Raw genomic sequence first — 14,888 nt, 5'->3', positions numbered from 1 at the left:
AAATCCAATATCTCAGTACTCCGTCACTTCAATTGAAAAAGTTAGAACTTTTTAGGATTTCATCAAAATAACAAACCATAATTTTCCAATTTACAGGGAGGTAATATGAAACCAAATGGTGACAAAGGCGGTGACAAAGGCCGGGCCATAGAAATGGCTATGAGTCAAATTGAAAAGCAGTTTGGAAAAGGCTCTATTATGCGTCTGGGAGCAGAGGCCTTAACCGCCGATATCCCTTTTATTCCTACAGGATCTTTATCCCTGGACATTGCCACCGGCATCGGCGGAATTCCCCGTGGCCGAATCACCGAAATCTATGGGCCGGAATCATCCGGCAAGACCACCCTGGCCTTGCACACCATCGCCGAGGCCCAGAAAAGAGGCGGCATGGCTGCTTTCATCGATGCCGAACATGCCTTGGATATCATCTATGCCAATAAATTGGGGGTGAATTGCGATGACCTCCTGGTCTCCCAACCCGATAACGGAGAGCAGGCCCTTGAGATTGCTGAAATACTGGTACGCAGTGGGGCCATGGATATCGTCGTAGTCGATTCCGTGGCGGCCCTGGTCCCCCGGGCAGAAATCGAAGGAGAAATGGGAGATGCCCATATGGGGCTTCAAGCCCGGCTCATGTCTCAAGCCCTTAGAAAACTGACCGGGACCATCAGCAAGACCCACACTTCCCTGGTTTTTATCAACCAGATCCGGATGAAAATCGGCGTTATGTTCGGCAATCCCGAAACCACTACCGGTGGAAATGCCTTAAAATTTTATGCTTCCCTGAGGCTGGATATACGGAAAACCGGCACCCTTAAGGATGGGCAGGAAATCGTCGGAACCCGGACCAAAGTCAAGGTAGTCAAAAATAAGATCGCCCCTCCGTTTAAAGAGGCTGAATTTGACATCCTCTACGGAGAAGGGATATCCAAAGAAGGGGATATCCTGGATCTCGGAGTAGCGCACGATATTATTGAGAAAAGCGGTACCTGGTATTCTTTTGCAGGTAATCGCATCGGCCAGGGCCGTGACAATGCCCGGGGTTATCTTAAAGAACATCCGGAAGCCCTGGCCGAAGTCGAAACAAAAGTTAAACAAACCTATGGATTGATCAAGGAACCACAACAATAACCAGGATTCAAAGGGTCGAGGGTTCCATGATTCAAGTGACCTAATCCTTGAACCCTGGAATCCTGGAATCCTTGAACCCTTGTTTTTCGGAAAGGATAATCATCATTGAAAACCGGAAAAGAGATACGTCAAACCTTTTTGGACTACTTTAGAGATCAGGGACACGAGGTCGTCAAGAGCGCTTCCTTGATCCCGCGGGACGACCCCACTCTGCTCTTTACCAATGCCGGAATGGTCCCTTTCAAGAGGATTTTTTTAGGGGAAGAACGACGGGAGTATTCCCGGGCCGTCTCCAGTCAGAAATGTGTTCGCGCCGGAGGAAAGCATAACGACCTGGAAAATGTCGGCCGGACTGCCCGCCACCATACCTTCTTTGAGATGTTGGGCAATTTTTCCTTCGGCGATTATTTTAAACCCGAGGCCATTAATCTGGCCTGGAATCTATTGGTCAAGGTTTATAATCTGCCGGAAGAAAAACTTTATGTCTCCGTTTATGAAAAAGACGATGAGGCCTATAAAATTTGGCACCAAAAAATAGGGATTTCCAAAGAAAAGATCGTCCGGTTGGGGGACAAAGATAATTTCTGGTCCATGGGAGATACCGGTCCCTGCGGGCCCTGTTCGGAAATCCTGATCGATCAGGGACCCGAACTCGGCTGTGATCGGCCGGACTGTGCCCCCGGATGTGATTGCGATCGTTACCTGGAAATCTGGAACCTGGTTTTTATGCAGTTTAACCGCGACTCGAACGGCGTTTTATTGCCGTTACCCAAACCGAGCATTGATACCGGTATGGGGCTGGAACGTATCACCGCCGTCATCCAGGGAGTCCCCAATAATTTTCAGACCGACCTCTTTCGGGACATCATCCTGGCCATTGAGACCCTTTCCGGAACCCGTATAGGGCAAAAAGAAGAAACCGATATTGCCATCAAGGTTATCGCCGACCACAGCCGGGCTTTGGCCTTTTTATTAGCCGATGGGGCCATCCCATCCAACGAAGGAAGGGGTTATGTGGTCCGCCGGATATTGCGTCGGGCGGCCCGGTTTGGCAAGGTCTTGGGTATTAACAAACCCTTTTTGCATGGTTTGGCCGAGGTTGTGGCCGAGGTGATGTCCGACATCTTTCCCGAGGTTAAGGAACAGATTCCTTTTACCTCCCAGGTCATTCAAAAAGAAGAAGAGCGCTTCCTGGAGACTCTGGATTATGGCTTAAAAGTCCTTAATGATGAATTAGACCGGCTCCGATTGCAAAAAGAGAATGTCCTGCCGGGTGCCTTGGTTTTTAAGTTATATGATACCTACGGATTCCCTCTGGACATCATACAGGATGTGATCCGAAACCAGGACCTGCGCCTAGACCAGGAAGGTTTCGATCTCCATATGGAAAGACAACGGGAGATGTCCCGGCAAGCCTGGAAAGGCAGCGGGGAGCGGGAGCTTGAGGACGTCTATAAAGATCTGATGGCCCGGGATTTAAAAAATGAATTTATCGGCTATACCACTCTGGAGAAAGAATCCCCAATTTTAGCCTTAATTCAGGAGGGAAAAGAAACCAAACAGGCCATCGCTCCCGGAGAAATTGAGCTGGTGGCAGCGGAGACCCCTTTTTATGCCGAATCGGGGGGACAATCCGGCGATCAGGGGACTATTACTTCCAAGCAGGGTTGGCTTTCTGTGGAAACGACCTTTGCCTTACCGAATGGTTTGATCCTACATCGCGGTCGTTTGCAGGAAGGGACCTTGAAGGTAGGAGACCGGGTTATCCTTTCTGTTTCCAACGACTGGCGATCCTCTACGGCTAACAACCATACCGCCACTCACCTGCTCCATGGATCCTTACGTCGTATTTTGGGAGATCAGGTCAAACAAGCAGGATCCCTGGTATCTCCCCAAAGACTGCGTTTTGATTTTTCCCATTATTCGGCCCTGTCCCTGAAAGAACTCCAGGCCGTGGAAGATCTGGTTAATGCACAGATTCAGAAAAATTTTCCGGTAGATACCAAGGTCATGGCGTATGAAGAGGCCAAAGCAACCGGGGCTATCGCCTTATTTGAAGAAAGGTACGGTGACCGGGTTCGCCTGGTGCGCATTGGGGATTTCAGCCAGGAATTATGTGGAGGGACTCATTCCTCTCGAACCGGAAATTTAGGATTTTTTAAGATCCTATCCGAAGGAAGCGTGGCTTCCGGGGTAAGACGGATTGAGGCGGTTACCGGAAAGGAGGCTGTAAAAATCGTTCATCAAACCGAAGAACGTCTGAAAGCCTTAGGAGAATTGTTGAAGGTGGGACCGGAAGATCTGGGGCTCCGTATTGAAAAACTTCTGGCCCAGCAGAAAGAATTGGAGCGAACCATCGCCCGGTTGAATAAAACGCTTCTCGGCGGAGGGGGGATTGAAAAAATCCTGGAAGGCGCCCGGGAGATCCAAGGGATCAAAATCCTTTCCACTCCTGTCCCCATCAGTGAGTCCAAGGAGCTCAGGGATATGGCCGATTCCCTTCGAGACCGTCTGGGCTCAGGAATCGTCATCCTTGGCGGGGTAAACGATGAAAAGGTTCTATTGGTAACCATGGTCTCCAAAGATCTTACCCGGAAATTCCAGGCCGGAAAAATCATCAAACGGATTGCCAATGCCCTGGGGGGAGACGGCGGGGGAAGACCGGACATGGCCCAGGCCGGCGGTAATCGCCCTGATTTACTGGAAACAATCCTGGCCCAGGTTTATGAATGGATTGGGGAAGAAGGGGGCTCTGGCAAAGGTTAGAGGATCGCTACGCTTTCTAAATATTGATCTCTCATAATTTTAAAACTGAATTCTGGCTCCTGGATTCCAAAATTTCAAATAGTTTTGGTTAGCTCTTGGATTGGCCGTTTTTCAGGGTCTGGTAGATTCGATCCGAAAGATACCGGATGACGGAGCTCTTTTTCTTTCCCCATCCTCCATCGGAAGGACGGGTTTTATTTTCAATAATAATGGAAAGGGCATAATCACACCCGTTGGTAAGGCTTTTTTGATAGACGATACCACAGTCGCCATTTAAGCCGCGAACATAACCGGTCTTGTCGGCTACGGCCACGCCATCGCGCTTGATTTGGGGCGTTTTGATGCGATCATGAATATTTTTCAGTAAGAGTTCATTCATTTTCTGGGAATATTGGGGGCTGATTAATTTCTGTTCATAGAGTAATCGATAGAAAAGAGTGGTGTCGGCCGCCGAAGTCTGGTTGGCATAAGTTTTTCCTCCATCGGGGATCAGCTCCCGGAGACGGGTGCTGGAGAAACCGACTCGACGTACCAAGGCATTGATAATCATGATCCCTTGAAGGGCATCCCCATTCCCCAAACGACGGATCAAATAATTCGTAGCCCCGTTATCACTTACGGCGATCATTCGATATAAGTGGTGTTCTATTTCAGGGGTTTCATGGAACTCTTGACGGGAAATGGAATCATAAACAGCCAACATGACAAAAAGTTTGATCAGGCTGGCCGCATTTCGGGTTTCATTCCCGTTAATGTCGGCCAGCATTTTTTTAGCAGTCAGGTCGTATAATTGAAGGGAAATCTCGTCGCCCGGCAAAAGTCGCCGGCTGACCTTGAGATGGATAAGTTCATTCTCAACCAGGCTTTGAATGGTACTGCCTTCGAGGACAACAGGGGACTGAAAGGTATTTTCAATCGGCAGGTCATTTGCTTCAACCACGCGATGCGACCCAGGGGAGGAAACAGCCTTATTCTTTTTTTTAATCGAAGGGGACTTTTTTCGTTTCTTTTTTTGCCGAAGACGTTTGGTTTTCTTCTTTTTAGTTTTTTTATGAATGCTTTTTTCTGTTGTTTCAACCGGCCCATCCGCCGTCTGAGCAGCCTGCAGGGGAAGGTTAAAAATTAATAAGAAGGACAAAAACAAAGACAGGATGATTTTTTTATTGAAAAGGGTCATACAGACAACTTAAGAAATTTCAGGTTTTCTTGTCAAGAAATATTGGCAGGCCATCTTTTAACTTATTAAAAATCATATAGATATTTTTTTGCCGGTGACTTATGAAAAACCCTGTTCGTTCTACTCCGGGTTCCTGGGTCGAAATAAATCTTTCCCATCTCAAAGAAAACTATCTATCCATCAGGGAGAAGATTAACCCCCCTGCCAAAATCATGGCGGTTGTTAAAGCCGATGCCTACGGTCATGGCCTGGTTCCCGTTGCCAGGGAATTGATTCGTCTCGGAATAACCGTTCTTGGCGTCGGTTCTGTCGAGGAAGGGATCATGGTCAGGAAAAAGGTCAGTGCCCATATCCCGGTAGTCATTTTGCTGGGGTGTTATGCTGAAGAAAGCACCGCTTGTCTTCGCTACCGATTGACCCCGGTCGTCTATTCTTTGGAAGTGGCTCAACAGCTCCACCGGGCCGCCCGAAAAAGGAAAATACTTTTCCCGGTCCACCTCAAGGTTGATACCGGCATGGGCCGTTTAGGGGTGCCTTGGTCTGAACTGGAAGCCTTCTTAAAAAAACTGATCTTGTTAAAAGGTCTTCAAGTAACCGGGATAACATCGCATTTCGGCCAGGCGGACGTTAAAAAACAACCCTATAATGACCTGCAATGGAAACGATTTGTCATGGCCGTTGACAGGGCTCGACAACTTGGATTCGCATTAACCCAAAACCATATGGCCAATAGCGCCGCCCTGCTCAATTATAACCATAGCCACCTCCAGTATGTTCGCCCCGGAATCTTGCTGTATGGGTGTAACCCGACCATTCCGGCCGTCCGGACCCGACCTTTCAAGGTAACACCGGTCATGACTTTAAAAAGCCGCATCCTGCAAGTCAAACAACTGCCGGCTGGGGTTGAAGTCAGTTATGGGGGAACTTATATTACTGCTCGACCGGAAACCGTTGCTATTATCCCCATCGGGTACGCTAACGGTTATCCCAGAATTTTATCCAATCGGGGCGAAGTCTTGATACGGGGACGTCGTTTTCCTATCATCGGGCGGGTTTGTATGAACCTGATCATAGTCCGGGTTGATCCCACCCTCCCGATACAACCGGGCGATGAAGTCGTGCTTATGGGAAGTCAAGGGCGAGATAACGTTAGTGCTGATGAACTGGCCCAAAAAGCGGAAACCATCCCCTATGAACTCTTATGTCTCCTGGGGAGGTTGAATCACCGAAAATATTTAGATATTTGACATAGGATAAAAAAAAGATTATAAAAAAAAGTTTGGGTTATAATAGATTTAATTTTCCCATAGAGAGAAAAATCGAGTGCGCGATCAACTTAAAAAACGGATACAAGAAGCCATCGCAGGAACTCAGGGGGATTATTCGGGGGGCCCTCTGTTAAATAGTCCTATTATCCTTTCTGTCCCCAAAATTGAGGACTATGGGGATTATGCCACCAATTGGGCCATGCTTATGGCCAAAGTGCTGAAAAAGTCTCCTATGGCCATAGCCGAATCTTTGGCAGCGAAGATTTCGACCGAATCCGGTTGGTTGGAGAAAATCGAAGTGGTTAAACCGGGGTTTATTAATTTTTATTTAAAAGACGACGCCCTTCGAAATATTCTCCCTACCATTCTCCGCCAAAAGAATGCCTTTGGTCAAAGCCGGTTGGGAGAAGGGCTGAAAGTCCAGATAGAATTTGTCAGTGCCAACCCCACCGGTCCCTTGCATATAGGACATGGCCGGGGCGCCGCCCTCGGTGGCGCTTTAACCGAATTATTGAAGGCCACCGGCCATGAAGTAACGACGGAGTACTATTTAAATGATCTCGGCACCCAAATGGAAACGTTGGGTCGTTCCCTTCAATCTCGATTTAAGGAATTACAAGGGGAATCCTCTGTGTTTCCGGAAAACGGCTATCAGGGTGCTTATATAAAAGACATCGCTGCCGAAATAAAACAAGGAATTTCCAACGGGGCCTTGGCAGGGTCTTTTCCGGACCTGTCTTTCTTTTCCCAATATGGCCGTACGGCCATCTTAAAAGACATTCAGGAAGACCTGAAAAATTTTGGAATCCATTTCGACTCCTGGTTCAGTGAGGCCAGTTTAGTTAACGAGGGAAAGGTTGAGGCCCTGCTCCAGGAGATGCAAGACAAAGGTCTTTTGTATCAGGAAGGGGGGGCCACCTGGTTTAATAGTAAGTCTTTCGGAGATGAGAAAGATCGGGTGGTGGTGCGGGCCAACGGCGCCTTGACCTATTTCGCCTCGGACATGGCTTATCATTTACAAAAATTCAGCCGAGGTTATCATCGGCTGATCGATATCTGGGGGGCAGACCATCATGGCTATGTCCCCAGGCTGAAAGCTGCTCTTCAGAGTTTAGGGAGGGACCCGAATGATTTGACGGTCATCCTGGTTCAACTGGTTACCTTGATCCGGGAGGGCAAACCCGTCGCCATGTCCACCAGGGCAGGAGAATTCATCACTCTAAAAGAAGTCTTGAATGAAGTGGGCCGGGATGCCGCCCGCTATATTTTCCTGACCAGGCGATCGGACAGCCCTTTGGATTTTGATCTGGATCTGGCCAAAAAACAGAGCAACGAAAATCCCGTTTTCTATGTTCAGTATGCCCATGCCCGGGTTTGCAGTGTCTTAGGTGTAGCGCAGTCACAAGGATTTAACATAAACGACCTGGATTTAAAGACCATCCATCGATTGACCTTGCCTGAAGAGAGAAGGATCTGCAAACATTTGATGGAATATCCGGAAGAGGTAGGGCAGGCGGCCATCAAGTTGGAACCCCACCGGTTACCTTTTTACTTAGGGGAATTGGCGGCCCAGTTTCATTATTATTATAACCAACACCGAATCCTCCTTGAGGACCGTGAACTGAGTCAGGCTCGCTTAATCCTCTCCCAGGCCATAGGAATAGTAATAAAAAATGCTTTACATTTGTTGGGAGTTTCCGCCCCGGAAAAAATGTGAGGGATAATGAAGCCGCAACCCTACAATCGAAAAAAACGATTCTCTTTTGAGCTGAACAGGACCCAGATGATCATCAGTATCGCCGGAGCCCTCTTCATCTTGTGTTGGGTCTTTATCTTGGGAATCATTGTCGGTCGTGGATACGTTTCAGACACCATAAGCCGGGCCTTTAGTGATCAAATTCAGAAACTTCAACAAGAGAAAAAGGCCCTGATGGATAAATATCTGGCCCAGGAAAAAAAAGGCGATGGTCCTCAGGCGGAAATCCTTAAACCCCAATTGGACTTTTATGATAAGCTCTCCCAAAAAGATTCGGGAAACACCCTGATGACGGCTCCCACGCCAACCCCTAAACCCTTATCAGGAGAGGGGAAGGCCGAGGCAACCAACAAAACCGCTTCGCCGGAAACTCAAAAGGAGTCCAAGGAAACGCAGCCGGAAGCCAAGGTTTTCAAAGAGTCTCCGTCATCCCCGGGGGAGACGGAAAGCTTCATGGTTCAAATCGGATCTTATCGTGAGGAGGCGACGGCCCAATCCGGTGTTAAGCGATTACAGGGAAAAGGGTATCAGGCTTATTTGAAGGCCAAAGAAATCCCCCAAAAAGGCGGAAAATGGTTCCGGGTTCAGATTGGTCCTTTGAAGACCAGGTTGGAAGCCGAAAAAATGGTTAAAAAGTTAGCCCATGACGGCTTCCAGGCTGTGGTGCTGGAAAACAACCCATGATCCGAAAAGCCACCATGAGGGACGTCAAACCGATCCAAAAATTGTTGGAGCACTATGCCCAGAAAGGCTTGCTCCTTCCCCGCTCCCTGAATGAGTTGTATGGCTATTTGCGGGACTACTATGTCTTTATTCCTGAAGGCGAAGAAAAAATATGCGGCACCTGTGCCCTGCACCTGTGCTGGGAAGATTTGGCCGAAATCAAATCCCTGGCCGTGGCTGAAGCCTACACCCGACAGGGGATAGGAACCCGATTGGTGGAAGCCTGCGTTTCCGAAGCCATTACATTAGGCCTCTATAAAATATTCGCCTTGACCTACCGGGTGGATTTCTTTAAAAAGGTCGGTTTCAAGGGTGTGGACAAAAGTCTATTACCTCATAAAATCTGGTCTGATTGTTTGAATTGTGTGAAATTTCCGGAGTGTGACGAAGTGGCTGTGCTGCTGGAAATATAAAAAAACGGTTCAAGGTCTAAGGTGCAAGGTCTAAGGAGAAAACCCCAACCTTTCAGACCTGAGACCTAACCGGGCACCTTGCACCTTGCACCCTGGACCTTGAACCGTATTCATTGAAAGGCATTATGTTCAGTAGTCTAATTAAAAAAGTGGTCGGAACCAAGAATGACCGGGAACTTGGTCGCCTGGCCCCTATTGTCGATCGTATTAATGACCTGGAACGGGATATGCGCCTTTTAACAGATGCTCAACTCCAGGCCAAGACCGCCCAGTTTAAGGAACAATTGGCCCGGGGGGCAACCCTGGAAGAAATCCTTCCCGAGGCCTTTGCCGTTGTTCGGGAGGCCTCGGTCCGGGTGCTGGGGATGCGTCCTTTTGATGTCCAGGTCATTGGGGGAATTGTCCTCCATGAAGGTAAAATCGCTGAAATGAAAACTGGAGAAGGCAAGACTTTGGCCGCCACCCTTCCTGTCTTCTTGAATGCCTTGACTGGTGCAGGTGTTCATGTAGTGACGGTCAATGATTACCTGGCCAGACGGGACAGCGAGTGGATGGGAGGGATCTATCGTTTCCTGGGCCTTTCCGTGGGGGTCATTGTTCATGATTTGGATAAGGAAGGACGAAGGACCGCCTACGGCTCGGATGTGACTTATGGAACCAACAACGAATTCGGATTCGACTATCTCCGGGACAACATGGAGTTCTCCCTTTCCGATTATGTGCAGCGCCCTTTTAATTACGGCATTGTCGATGAAGTAGACAGTATCCTGATTGATGAGGCCCGTACCCCGTTGATTATCTCCGGACCGGCGGAAAAATCAACCCGTATGTATTATGACATCAACCAGATTATCCCCAGGTTGCACAAAGAGAAGGATTATACCATTGAAGAGAAGACCCGGACTGTAGTCTTAACCGAGACCGGGATTGCCCATTCAGAAAAACTATTGAAGGTGGATAATCTTTATGATCCTCGCCATATGCTTTTAGTGCACCACATCAATCAGGCCCTTAAAGCCCATGCCCTATTCAAGAGAGACGTCGATTATATCGTCAAGGAAGGCGAAGTCATCATTGTGGATGAATTCACCGGCCGTCTGATGCCGGGACGTCGATACAGCGAAGGGCTTCACCAGGCCTTGGAGGCCAAAGAAGGTGTGCGGATAGAGAGTGAAAATCAAACCCTGGCCACCATCACCTTTCAGAACTATTTTCGCATGTATAAAAAATTAGGAGGAATGACTGGAACGGCTGATACCGAGGCCCCGGAATTTAAAAAGATCTACAACCTGGAAGTAGTCGTCATCCCCACTCATAAAAAAATGATCCGGGAAGATTTTCCGGATGTGATTTACCGTAATGAGTTGGAAAAATTCCAGGCCATCATCGAGGAGATTAAACGACTGCATACCAAAGGTCAGCCGGTTTTGGTGGGAACGATCTCCATTGAAAAATCTGAAAGACTGGCCAAAGTGCTTTCCCGGGAAGGAATTAAACATTCGGTGTTGAACGCCAAAAATCACCAATTGGAAGCCGATATCGTTTCTCAAGCCGGACAAAAAGGGGTGGTCACCATCTCCACCAATATGGCCGGCCGGGGGACCGATATCGTCCTGGGAGAAGGGGTCAATGAGTTAGGAGGTCTGCATATCTTAGGTACCGAACGTCATGAATCCCGCCGTATCGACAACCAACTCCGGGGGCGTTCCGGACGTCAGGGGGATCAGGGGAGTTCCCGTTTTTACCTCTCCCTCGAGGATGACCTGCTGCGGATCTTCGGCTCCGATCGTATTTCCGGCCTTATGGGGAAGATGGGCATGGAAGAAGGAGAACCGATTGAACATTCCCTGATTTCCAAGGCCATCGAAAATGCCCAGAGACGAGTGGAAGGACACAACTTCGAAATCAGGAAGCACCTCATCGAGTATGATGATGTCATGAATCAACAACGCGAGGTCGTCTATGGGCAAAGACGCAAGGTCCTGGAAGGTAAAGATCTAAGAGAAATGATCCAGGAAATGACCGAAGACCTTCTTGATGGAATTATGGATATCTTTGTGAGCGAAAAAATTTCCCCGGAAGAATGGGATCTTAAATCCCTGTCCGACAAGCTCTTTCAACAGTTCTCTGTTAAGCTTTCTTTCGATGGGCAGGACCCCCTACCCGAGCCCGAGGACCTGAAAGAACAGATCCGGGATCAGATCTGGTCGACCTATTTAAAAAAAATCGAAACTATCGGTCCGGAAGTCATGGATTCTTTGGAACAGATGGTCATGCTGGAAACAATCGATGTCACCTGGAAAGATCATCTTCTCAGCATGGATCATTTAAAAGAAGGGATCGGCTTACGAGGTTATGGCCAGCGGGACCCCTTGCGCGAGTATCAGCGGGAAGGTTATGAAATATTCGTGGATATGATTGAACGGATCAAGGAACAGACCGTCGCCAACCTTTATCGTCTTCAATTGGCCCGTGAAGAGGACATCCAGCCCTTGACCGAACGATCGGAAAGGCCTATGTTCTTCAGCCATGGCGGAGAAGAAAGCGCTGCGCCCAAGAAAAGAGAAGGAAAGAAGGTGGGAAGAAATGATCCCTGTCCCTGCGGAAGCGGAAAAAAATACAAAAGGTGTTGCGGCCAAAAATAAACCTTTCGGGGTTCCAGGTTTTTTGGCGGCCGCCATTGCGGCTGAAATTAAAAAGGGGAACCAACGACCCGATTTGGGTTTGATTTTTTCAGAAGTGCCGGCGGTAATCTCCGGTGTCTTTACCCGCAATCAGGTAAAGGCCGCACCGATTCAAATCGACATGGAAAGGATTGCCCAAAAAACAGGCCGGGCCATCCTGGTCAACAGCGGCAACGCCAATGCCTGTACCGGCCGGACCGGGCTTAAAGAAACCCAAAAATTCTCCCTACAGGTTTCTCAACTTTTATCCATCCCGGATGCGCAGCTTTTTCTGGCCTCGACCGGGGTGATCGGTAAAAAACTGCCTGTATCTCGCATGCATAAGGCCATCCCGGCTCTGATTAACACCCTGTCCCCTCAAGGACTGCCGAATGTGGCCGAAGCCATCATGACTACCGATACCTTTCCCAAGATAGTTGCAAAAGAACTGATAGTAATGGGGAAAAAGGTCCATATGGTGGGCCTGGCCAAAGGGGCCGGTATGATCCATCCCAATATGGCCACCATGCTCTGTTTTGTGCTCACCGACTTGGCGGTCTCCCCTGCCCTTCTGGGCCAGTTTTTACAAAAATCCACCGATCATTCCTTTAACCGGATCACGGTGGATGGTGACACCAGTACCAACGATATGGTCCTGATCATGGCGAACGGACTGGCAGGAAATCCTATTTTGAAAGATTTTAACAGCCAGGGTTCCCGGGCTTTCGGCCGGGCCTTGGATGGGATTTTATTAACCTTGGCCAAAATGATTGTAAAGGACGGCGAAGGGGCAACCAAGGACGTGACTCTTCAAATTGAAGGGGCCAGGTCCGAAGAAGAAGCCAAAACCTTGGCTATGACCGTAGCCACCTCTCCTCTGGTGAAAACAGCCCTTTTCGGCCAGGATGCCAATTGGGGAAGGATCCTGGCCGCTTTAGGAAGAGCCGGTGTTCCATTCGATCCCGAAAAAGTGGACATTTTCTTCGACGATCTACCGGTAGTCAAGAATGGAATCAGCAAAGGGGCCAGGGCAGAATCTTTGGCCGGCCGGGTTTTAAAAAAGCCGGCCCTGACCATCCGAATCGATATGCATCAAGGAAAGGCCAACACCACAGTCTATACTTGTGATCTTTCCCTGGATTACGTGCGCATCAATGCCGACTACAGGACCTGAAACCGCAGAGGGCATGGAGCAGAGAGCATGGGGTTCCTTACTCTTTACCCTATGCCCTCTGCCCTATGCTTCTTTTAATCCATGACCTTAACCAAACTCCACCAATTCATCCAGGTGGCCCGGGGAGAAATCCCGGCTGACCTGGTCCTTAAAGGCGGCAAAATCGTCAATGTCTTTTCCTGCGAAATCCAGGAGGCTGATGTAGCCGTTTGCGAAGATCGTATTGTAGGGTTCGGATCGTATCAAGGGCGGGAGATTATAGATTGCCGTAATCGTTTTATCTGCCCCGGTTTCATTGACGGACACTTTCATATTGAAAGTTCCCTGCTGACCCCCGCCAATCTGGCCCCCGCCATACTCCCCCTGGGGACAACGACACTGATTGCCGATCCCCACGAAATTGCTAATGTCCAGGGGTTGAGTGGCATTGAATTTCTGTTAAATAACAGTCACGCCCTTCCCCTGGAAATGTATTTCATGGCCCCTTCCTGTGTTCCGGCCACCCATCTGGAAAGCTCGGGGGCCGTTTTAAATGACAGAGATTTAAAAACCTTGAGTCGCAACCCCAGGGTACTGGGCCTGGCAGAAATGATGAATTTTCCAGGGGTCCTCTTCGGGGATCCGGAGGTTTTAAAGAAATTAATCTCCTTTCAAAAAAAAATCAAAGACGGTCATGCCCCCCTATTATCGGGAAAAGATCTTTGTGCCTATGTAACAGCCGGGATCAGGTCGGACCATGAATGTACCCGATTATCGGAAGCCCGGGAAAAACTCGCCTTGGGCCTGACGGTGATGATTCGACAAGGGACTCAGGCCAAAAATCTGCGAGATCTTCTTCCCCTGGTCCTTTCTTGCAATGCGAGACGATGTCTGCTGGTTAGCGATGACCGGCACCCGGAAGACCTCCGACAGGAAGGCCATCTTGATTTTGTCCTCCGACAGGCGGTAGGGATGGGATTAAATCCCATTCTGGCAATTCAAATGGCCACCCTGAATCCGGCCGAGTACTTTGGTCTTCGTCATCTGGGGGCCATTGCACCCGGCTATCAGGCCGATATATTGATCCTGAAATCGCTGTCCTCCATGGAAGTGGAAGCAGTCTTTAAAAAAGGAAAACTGGTGGCCCGGCAGGGCCGCTATCTGGGAGAGCCTCCCCGGTCCTCTCAACTCGGTGAAATGGCCGGCATGAAGATCGGAAATCTTTCTCTTGAAAAATTTCAAATCCCCGTCCAGGGAGAATGGGCCAAGATCATCGAATTGATCCCGGATCAAATCCTGACCAGAAAGATCAGGCAAAAAGTGCAGGGGAAAAAGGGCCTGGTGGCCTTCAAGCCCCAAGAAGATATCCTCACCCTGGCCTGTGTGGAACGGCATAAAGGAACAGGCAACGTAGGATTGGGGTTGGTTAAAGGCTTTGGAATTTCCAAAGGGGCACTGGCCTCTTCAGTGGCCCACGATTCTCATAACATCCTGGTCGTTGGTCGAAAACCCGAAGAGTTGTATCTGGCTGTCAAGACGGTTGAAGAAATGGGCGGCGGTTTGGCAGTCGTTGTTCAGGGAAAAGTAGAAGCAAGACTTCCATTACCCATCGCCGGGTTGATGTCCGATCAATCCATCGAAACGGTCATCCATCAGCAGCAACAGTTGCTCCAGGCCGTACAGTTAACCGGCTGCCGCCTGAAGAACCCCTTTATGGCCCTTTCCTTCCTGGCTTTGCCGGTAATCCCGGAATTAAAAATTACCGATCAAGGGCTGGTGGATGTAAACCGTTTTGAAATTGTGCCGCTGTTTGAATCCTGACGAAAAAGAATAGTGAT

General features: G+C 49.0%; 10 protein-coding genes. 9 read left to right on the top strand and 1 reads right to left on the bottom strand.

Annotated features, from left to right (window positions below):
- Positions 1–105: 105 nt before the first annotated feature.
- Together recA and alaS are read left to right on the top strand one after the other, a co-directional pair.
- Positions 106–1,131: a recombinase RecA gene (gene recA / locus HY879_08085; GenBank protein MBI5603301.1), complete on the top strand. Its 1,026-nt coding sequence runs from the start codon at positions 106–108 to the stop codon at positions 1,129–1,131.
- A gap of 105 nt (positions 1,132–1,236) precedes the next feature.
- Entirely contained in the window at positions 1,237–3,897 is a 2,661-nt protein-coding gene (gene alaS, locus HY879_08080; protein MBI5603300.1) for an alanine--tRNA ligase, read from the top strand.
- 88 nt (positions 3,898–3,985) lie between these two features.
- Here alaS and HY879_08075 read toward each other — a convergent pair whose 3' ends face one another.
- Positions 3,986–4,837 (bottom strand): serine hydrolase, encoded by an 852-nt coding sequence (locus HY879_08075; GenBank protein ID MBI5603299.1) that lies wholly within the window; start codon positions 4,835–4,837, stop codon positions 3,986–3,988.
- A 338-nt stretch (positions 4,838–5,175) separates the two neighbouring features.
- Between HY879_08075 and alr the strand changes: the two genes are divergently transcribed.
- The 7 genes from alr (at position 5,176) to ade (ending at position 14,871) form a co-directional block, all read left to right on the top strand.
- Positions 5,176–6,321 carry an alanine racemase gene (gene alr / locus HY879_08070; protein ID MBI5603298.1) on the top strand — a complete coding sequence of 382 codons (1,146 nt, stop codon included), beginning with the start codon at positions 5,176–5,178 and terminating at the stop codon, positions 6,319–6,321.
- A 76-nt stretch (positions 6,322–6,397) separates the two neighbouring features.
- Entirely contained in the window at positions 6,398–8,059 is a 1,662-nt protein-coding gene (locus HY879_08065; GenBank protein MBI5603297.1) for an arginine--tRNA ligase, read from the top strand.
- A 6-nt stretch (positions 8,060–8,065) separates the two neighbouring features.
- Positions 8,066–8,782 carry an SPOR domain-containing protein gene (locus HY879_08060; protein MBI5603296.1) on the top strand — a complete coding sequence of 239 codons (717 nt, stop codon included), beginning with the start codon at positions 8,066–8,068 and terminating at the stop codon, positions 8,780–8,782.
- Positions 8,779–9,234, top strand: a complete 456-nt coding sequence (locus HY879_08055; protein MBI5603295.1) for an N-acetyltransferase — start codon at positions 8,779–8,781, stop codon at positions 9,232–9,234. Before HY879_08060 ends, HY879_08055 begins: the two co-directional genes overlap by 4 nt.
- 125 nt (positions 9,235–9,359) lie before the next feature.
- On the top strand, positions 9,360–11,879 hold the full coding sequence (gene secA / locus HY879_08050) for a preprotein translocase subunit SecA (GenBank protein ID MBI5603294.1): 2,520 nt from the start codon (positions 9,360–9,362) through the stop codon (positions 11,877–11,879).
- Positions 11,821–13,071 (top strand): bifunctional glutamate N-acetyltransferase/amino-acid acetyltransferase ArgJ, encoded by a 1,251-nt coding sequence (argJ, locus tag HY879_08045; protein MBI5603293.1) that lies wholly within the window; start codon positions 11,821–11,823, stop codon positions 13,069–13,071. Before secA ends, argJ begins: the two co-directional genes overlap by 59 nt.
- Before the next feature lie 81 nt (positions 13,072–13,152).
- Positions 13,153–14,871 (top strand): adenine deaminase, encoded by a 1,719-nt coding sequence (ade, locus tag HY879_08040; GenBank protein MBI5603292.1) that lies wholly within the window; start codon positions 13,153–13,155, stop codon positions 14,869–14,871.
- Positions 14,872–14,888 lie beyond the last annotated feature (17 nt).

The organism is Deltaproteobacteria bacterium, from assembly GCA_016219225.1.
Classification (GTDB): domain Bacteria; phylum Desulfobacterota; class RBG-13-43-22; order RBG-13-43-22; family RBG-13-43-22; genus RBG-13-43-22.
Note: the sequence above shows the minus strand (reverse complement) of the source record. Positions and strands in the feature narration are given on the sequence as shown.

What these genes read in the sequence shown, in the direction of transcription:
- recA (MBI5603301.1), top strand. Translation starts at nt 106, where the DNA reads ATGAAACCAAATGGTGACAAAGGCGGTGACAAAGGCCGGGCCATAGAA.
- alr (MBI5603298.1), top strand. Translation starts at nt 5,176, where the DNA reads ATGAAAAACCCTGTTCGTTCTACTCCGGGTTCCTGGGTCGAAATAAAT.
- HY879_08060 (MBI5603296.1), top strand. Translation starts at nt 8,066, where the DNA reads ATGAAGCCGCAACCCTACAATCGAAAAAAACGATTCTCTTTTGAGCTG.
- HY879_08055 (MBI5603295.1), top strand. Translation starts at nt 8,779, where the DNA reads ATGATCCGAAAAGCCACCATGAGGGACGTCAAACCGATCCAAAAATTG.
- secA (MBI5603294.1), top strand. Translation starts at nt 9,360, where the DNA reads ATGTTCAGTAGTCTAATTAAAAAAGTGGTCGGAACCAAGAATGACCGG.
- argJ (MBI5603293.1), top strand. Translation starts at nt 11,821, where the DNA reads ATGATCCCTGTCCCTGCGGAAGCGGAAAAAAATACAAAAGGTGTTGCG.
- ade (MBI5603292.1), top strand. Translation starts at nt 13,153, where the DNA reads ATGACCTTAACCAAACTCCACCAATTCATCCAGGTGGCCCGGGGAGAA.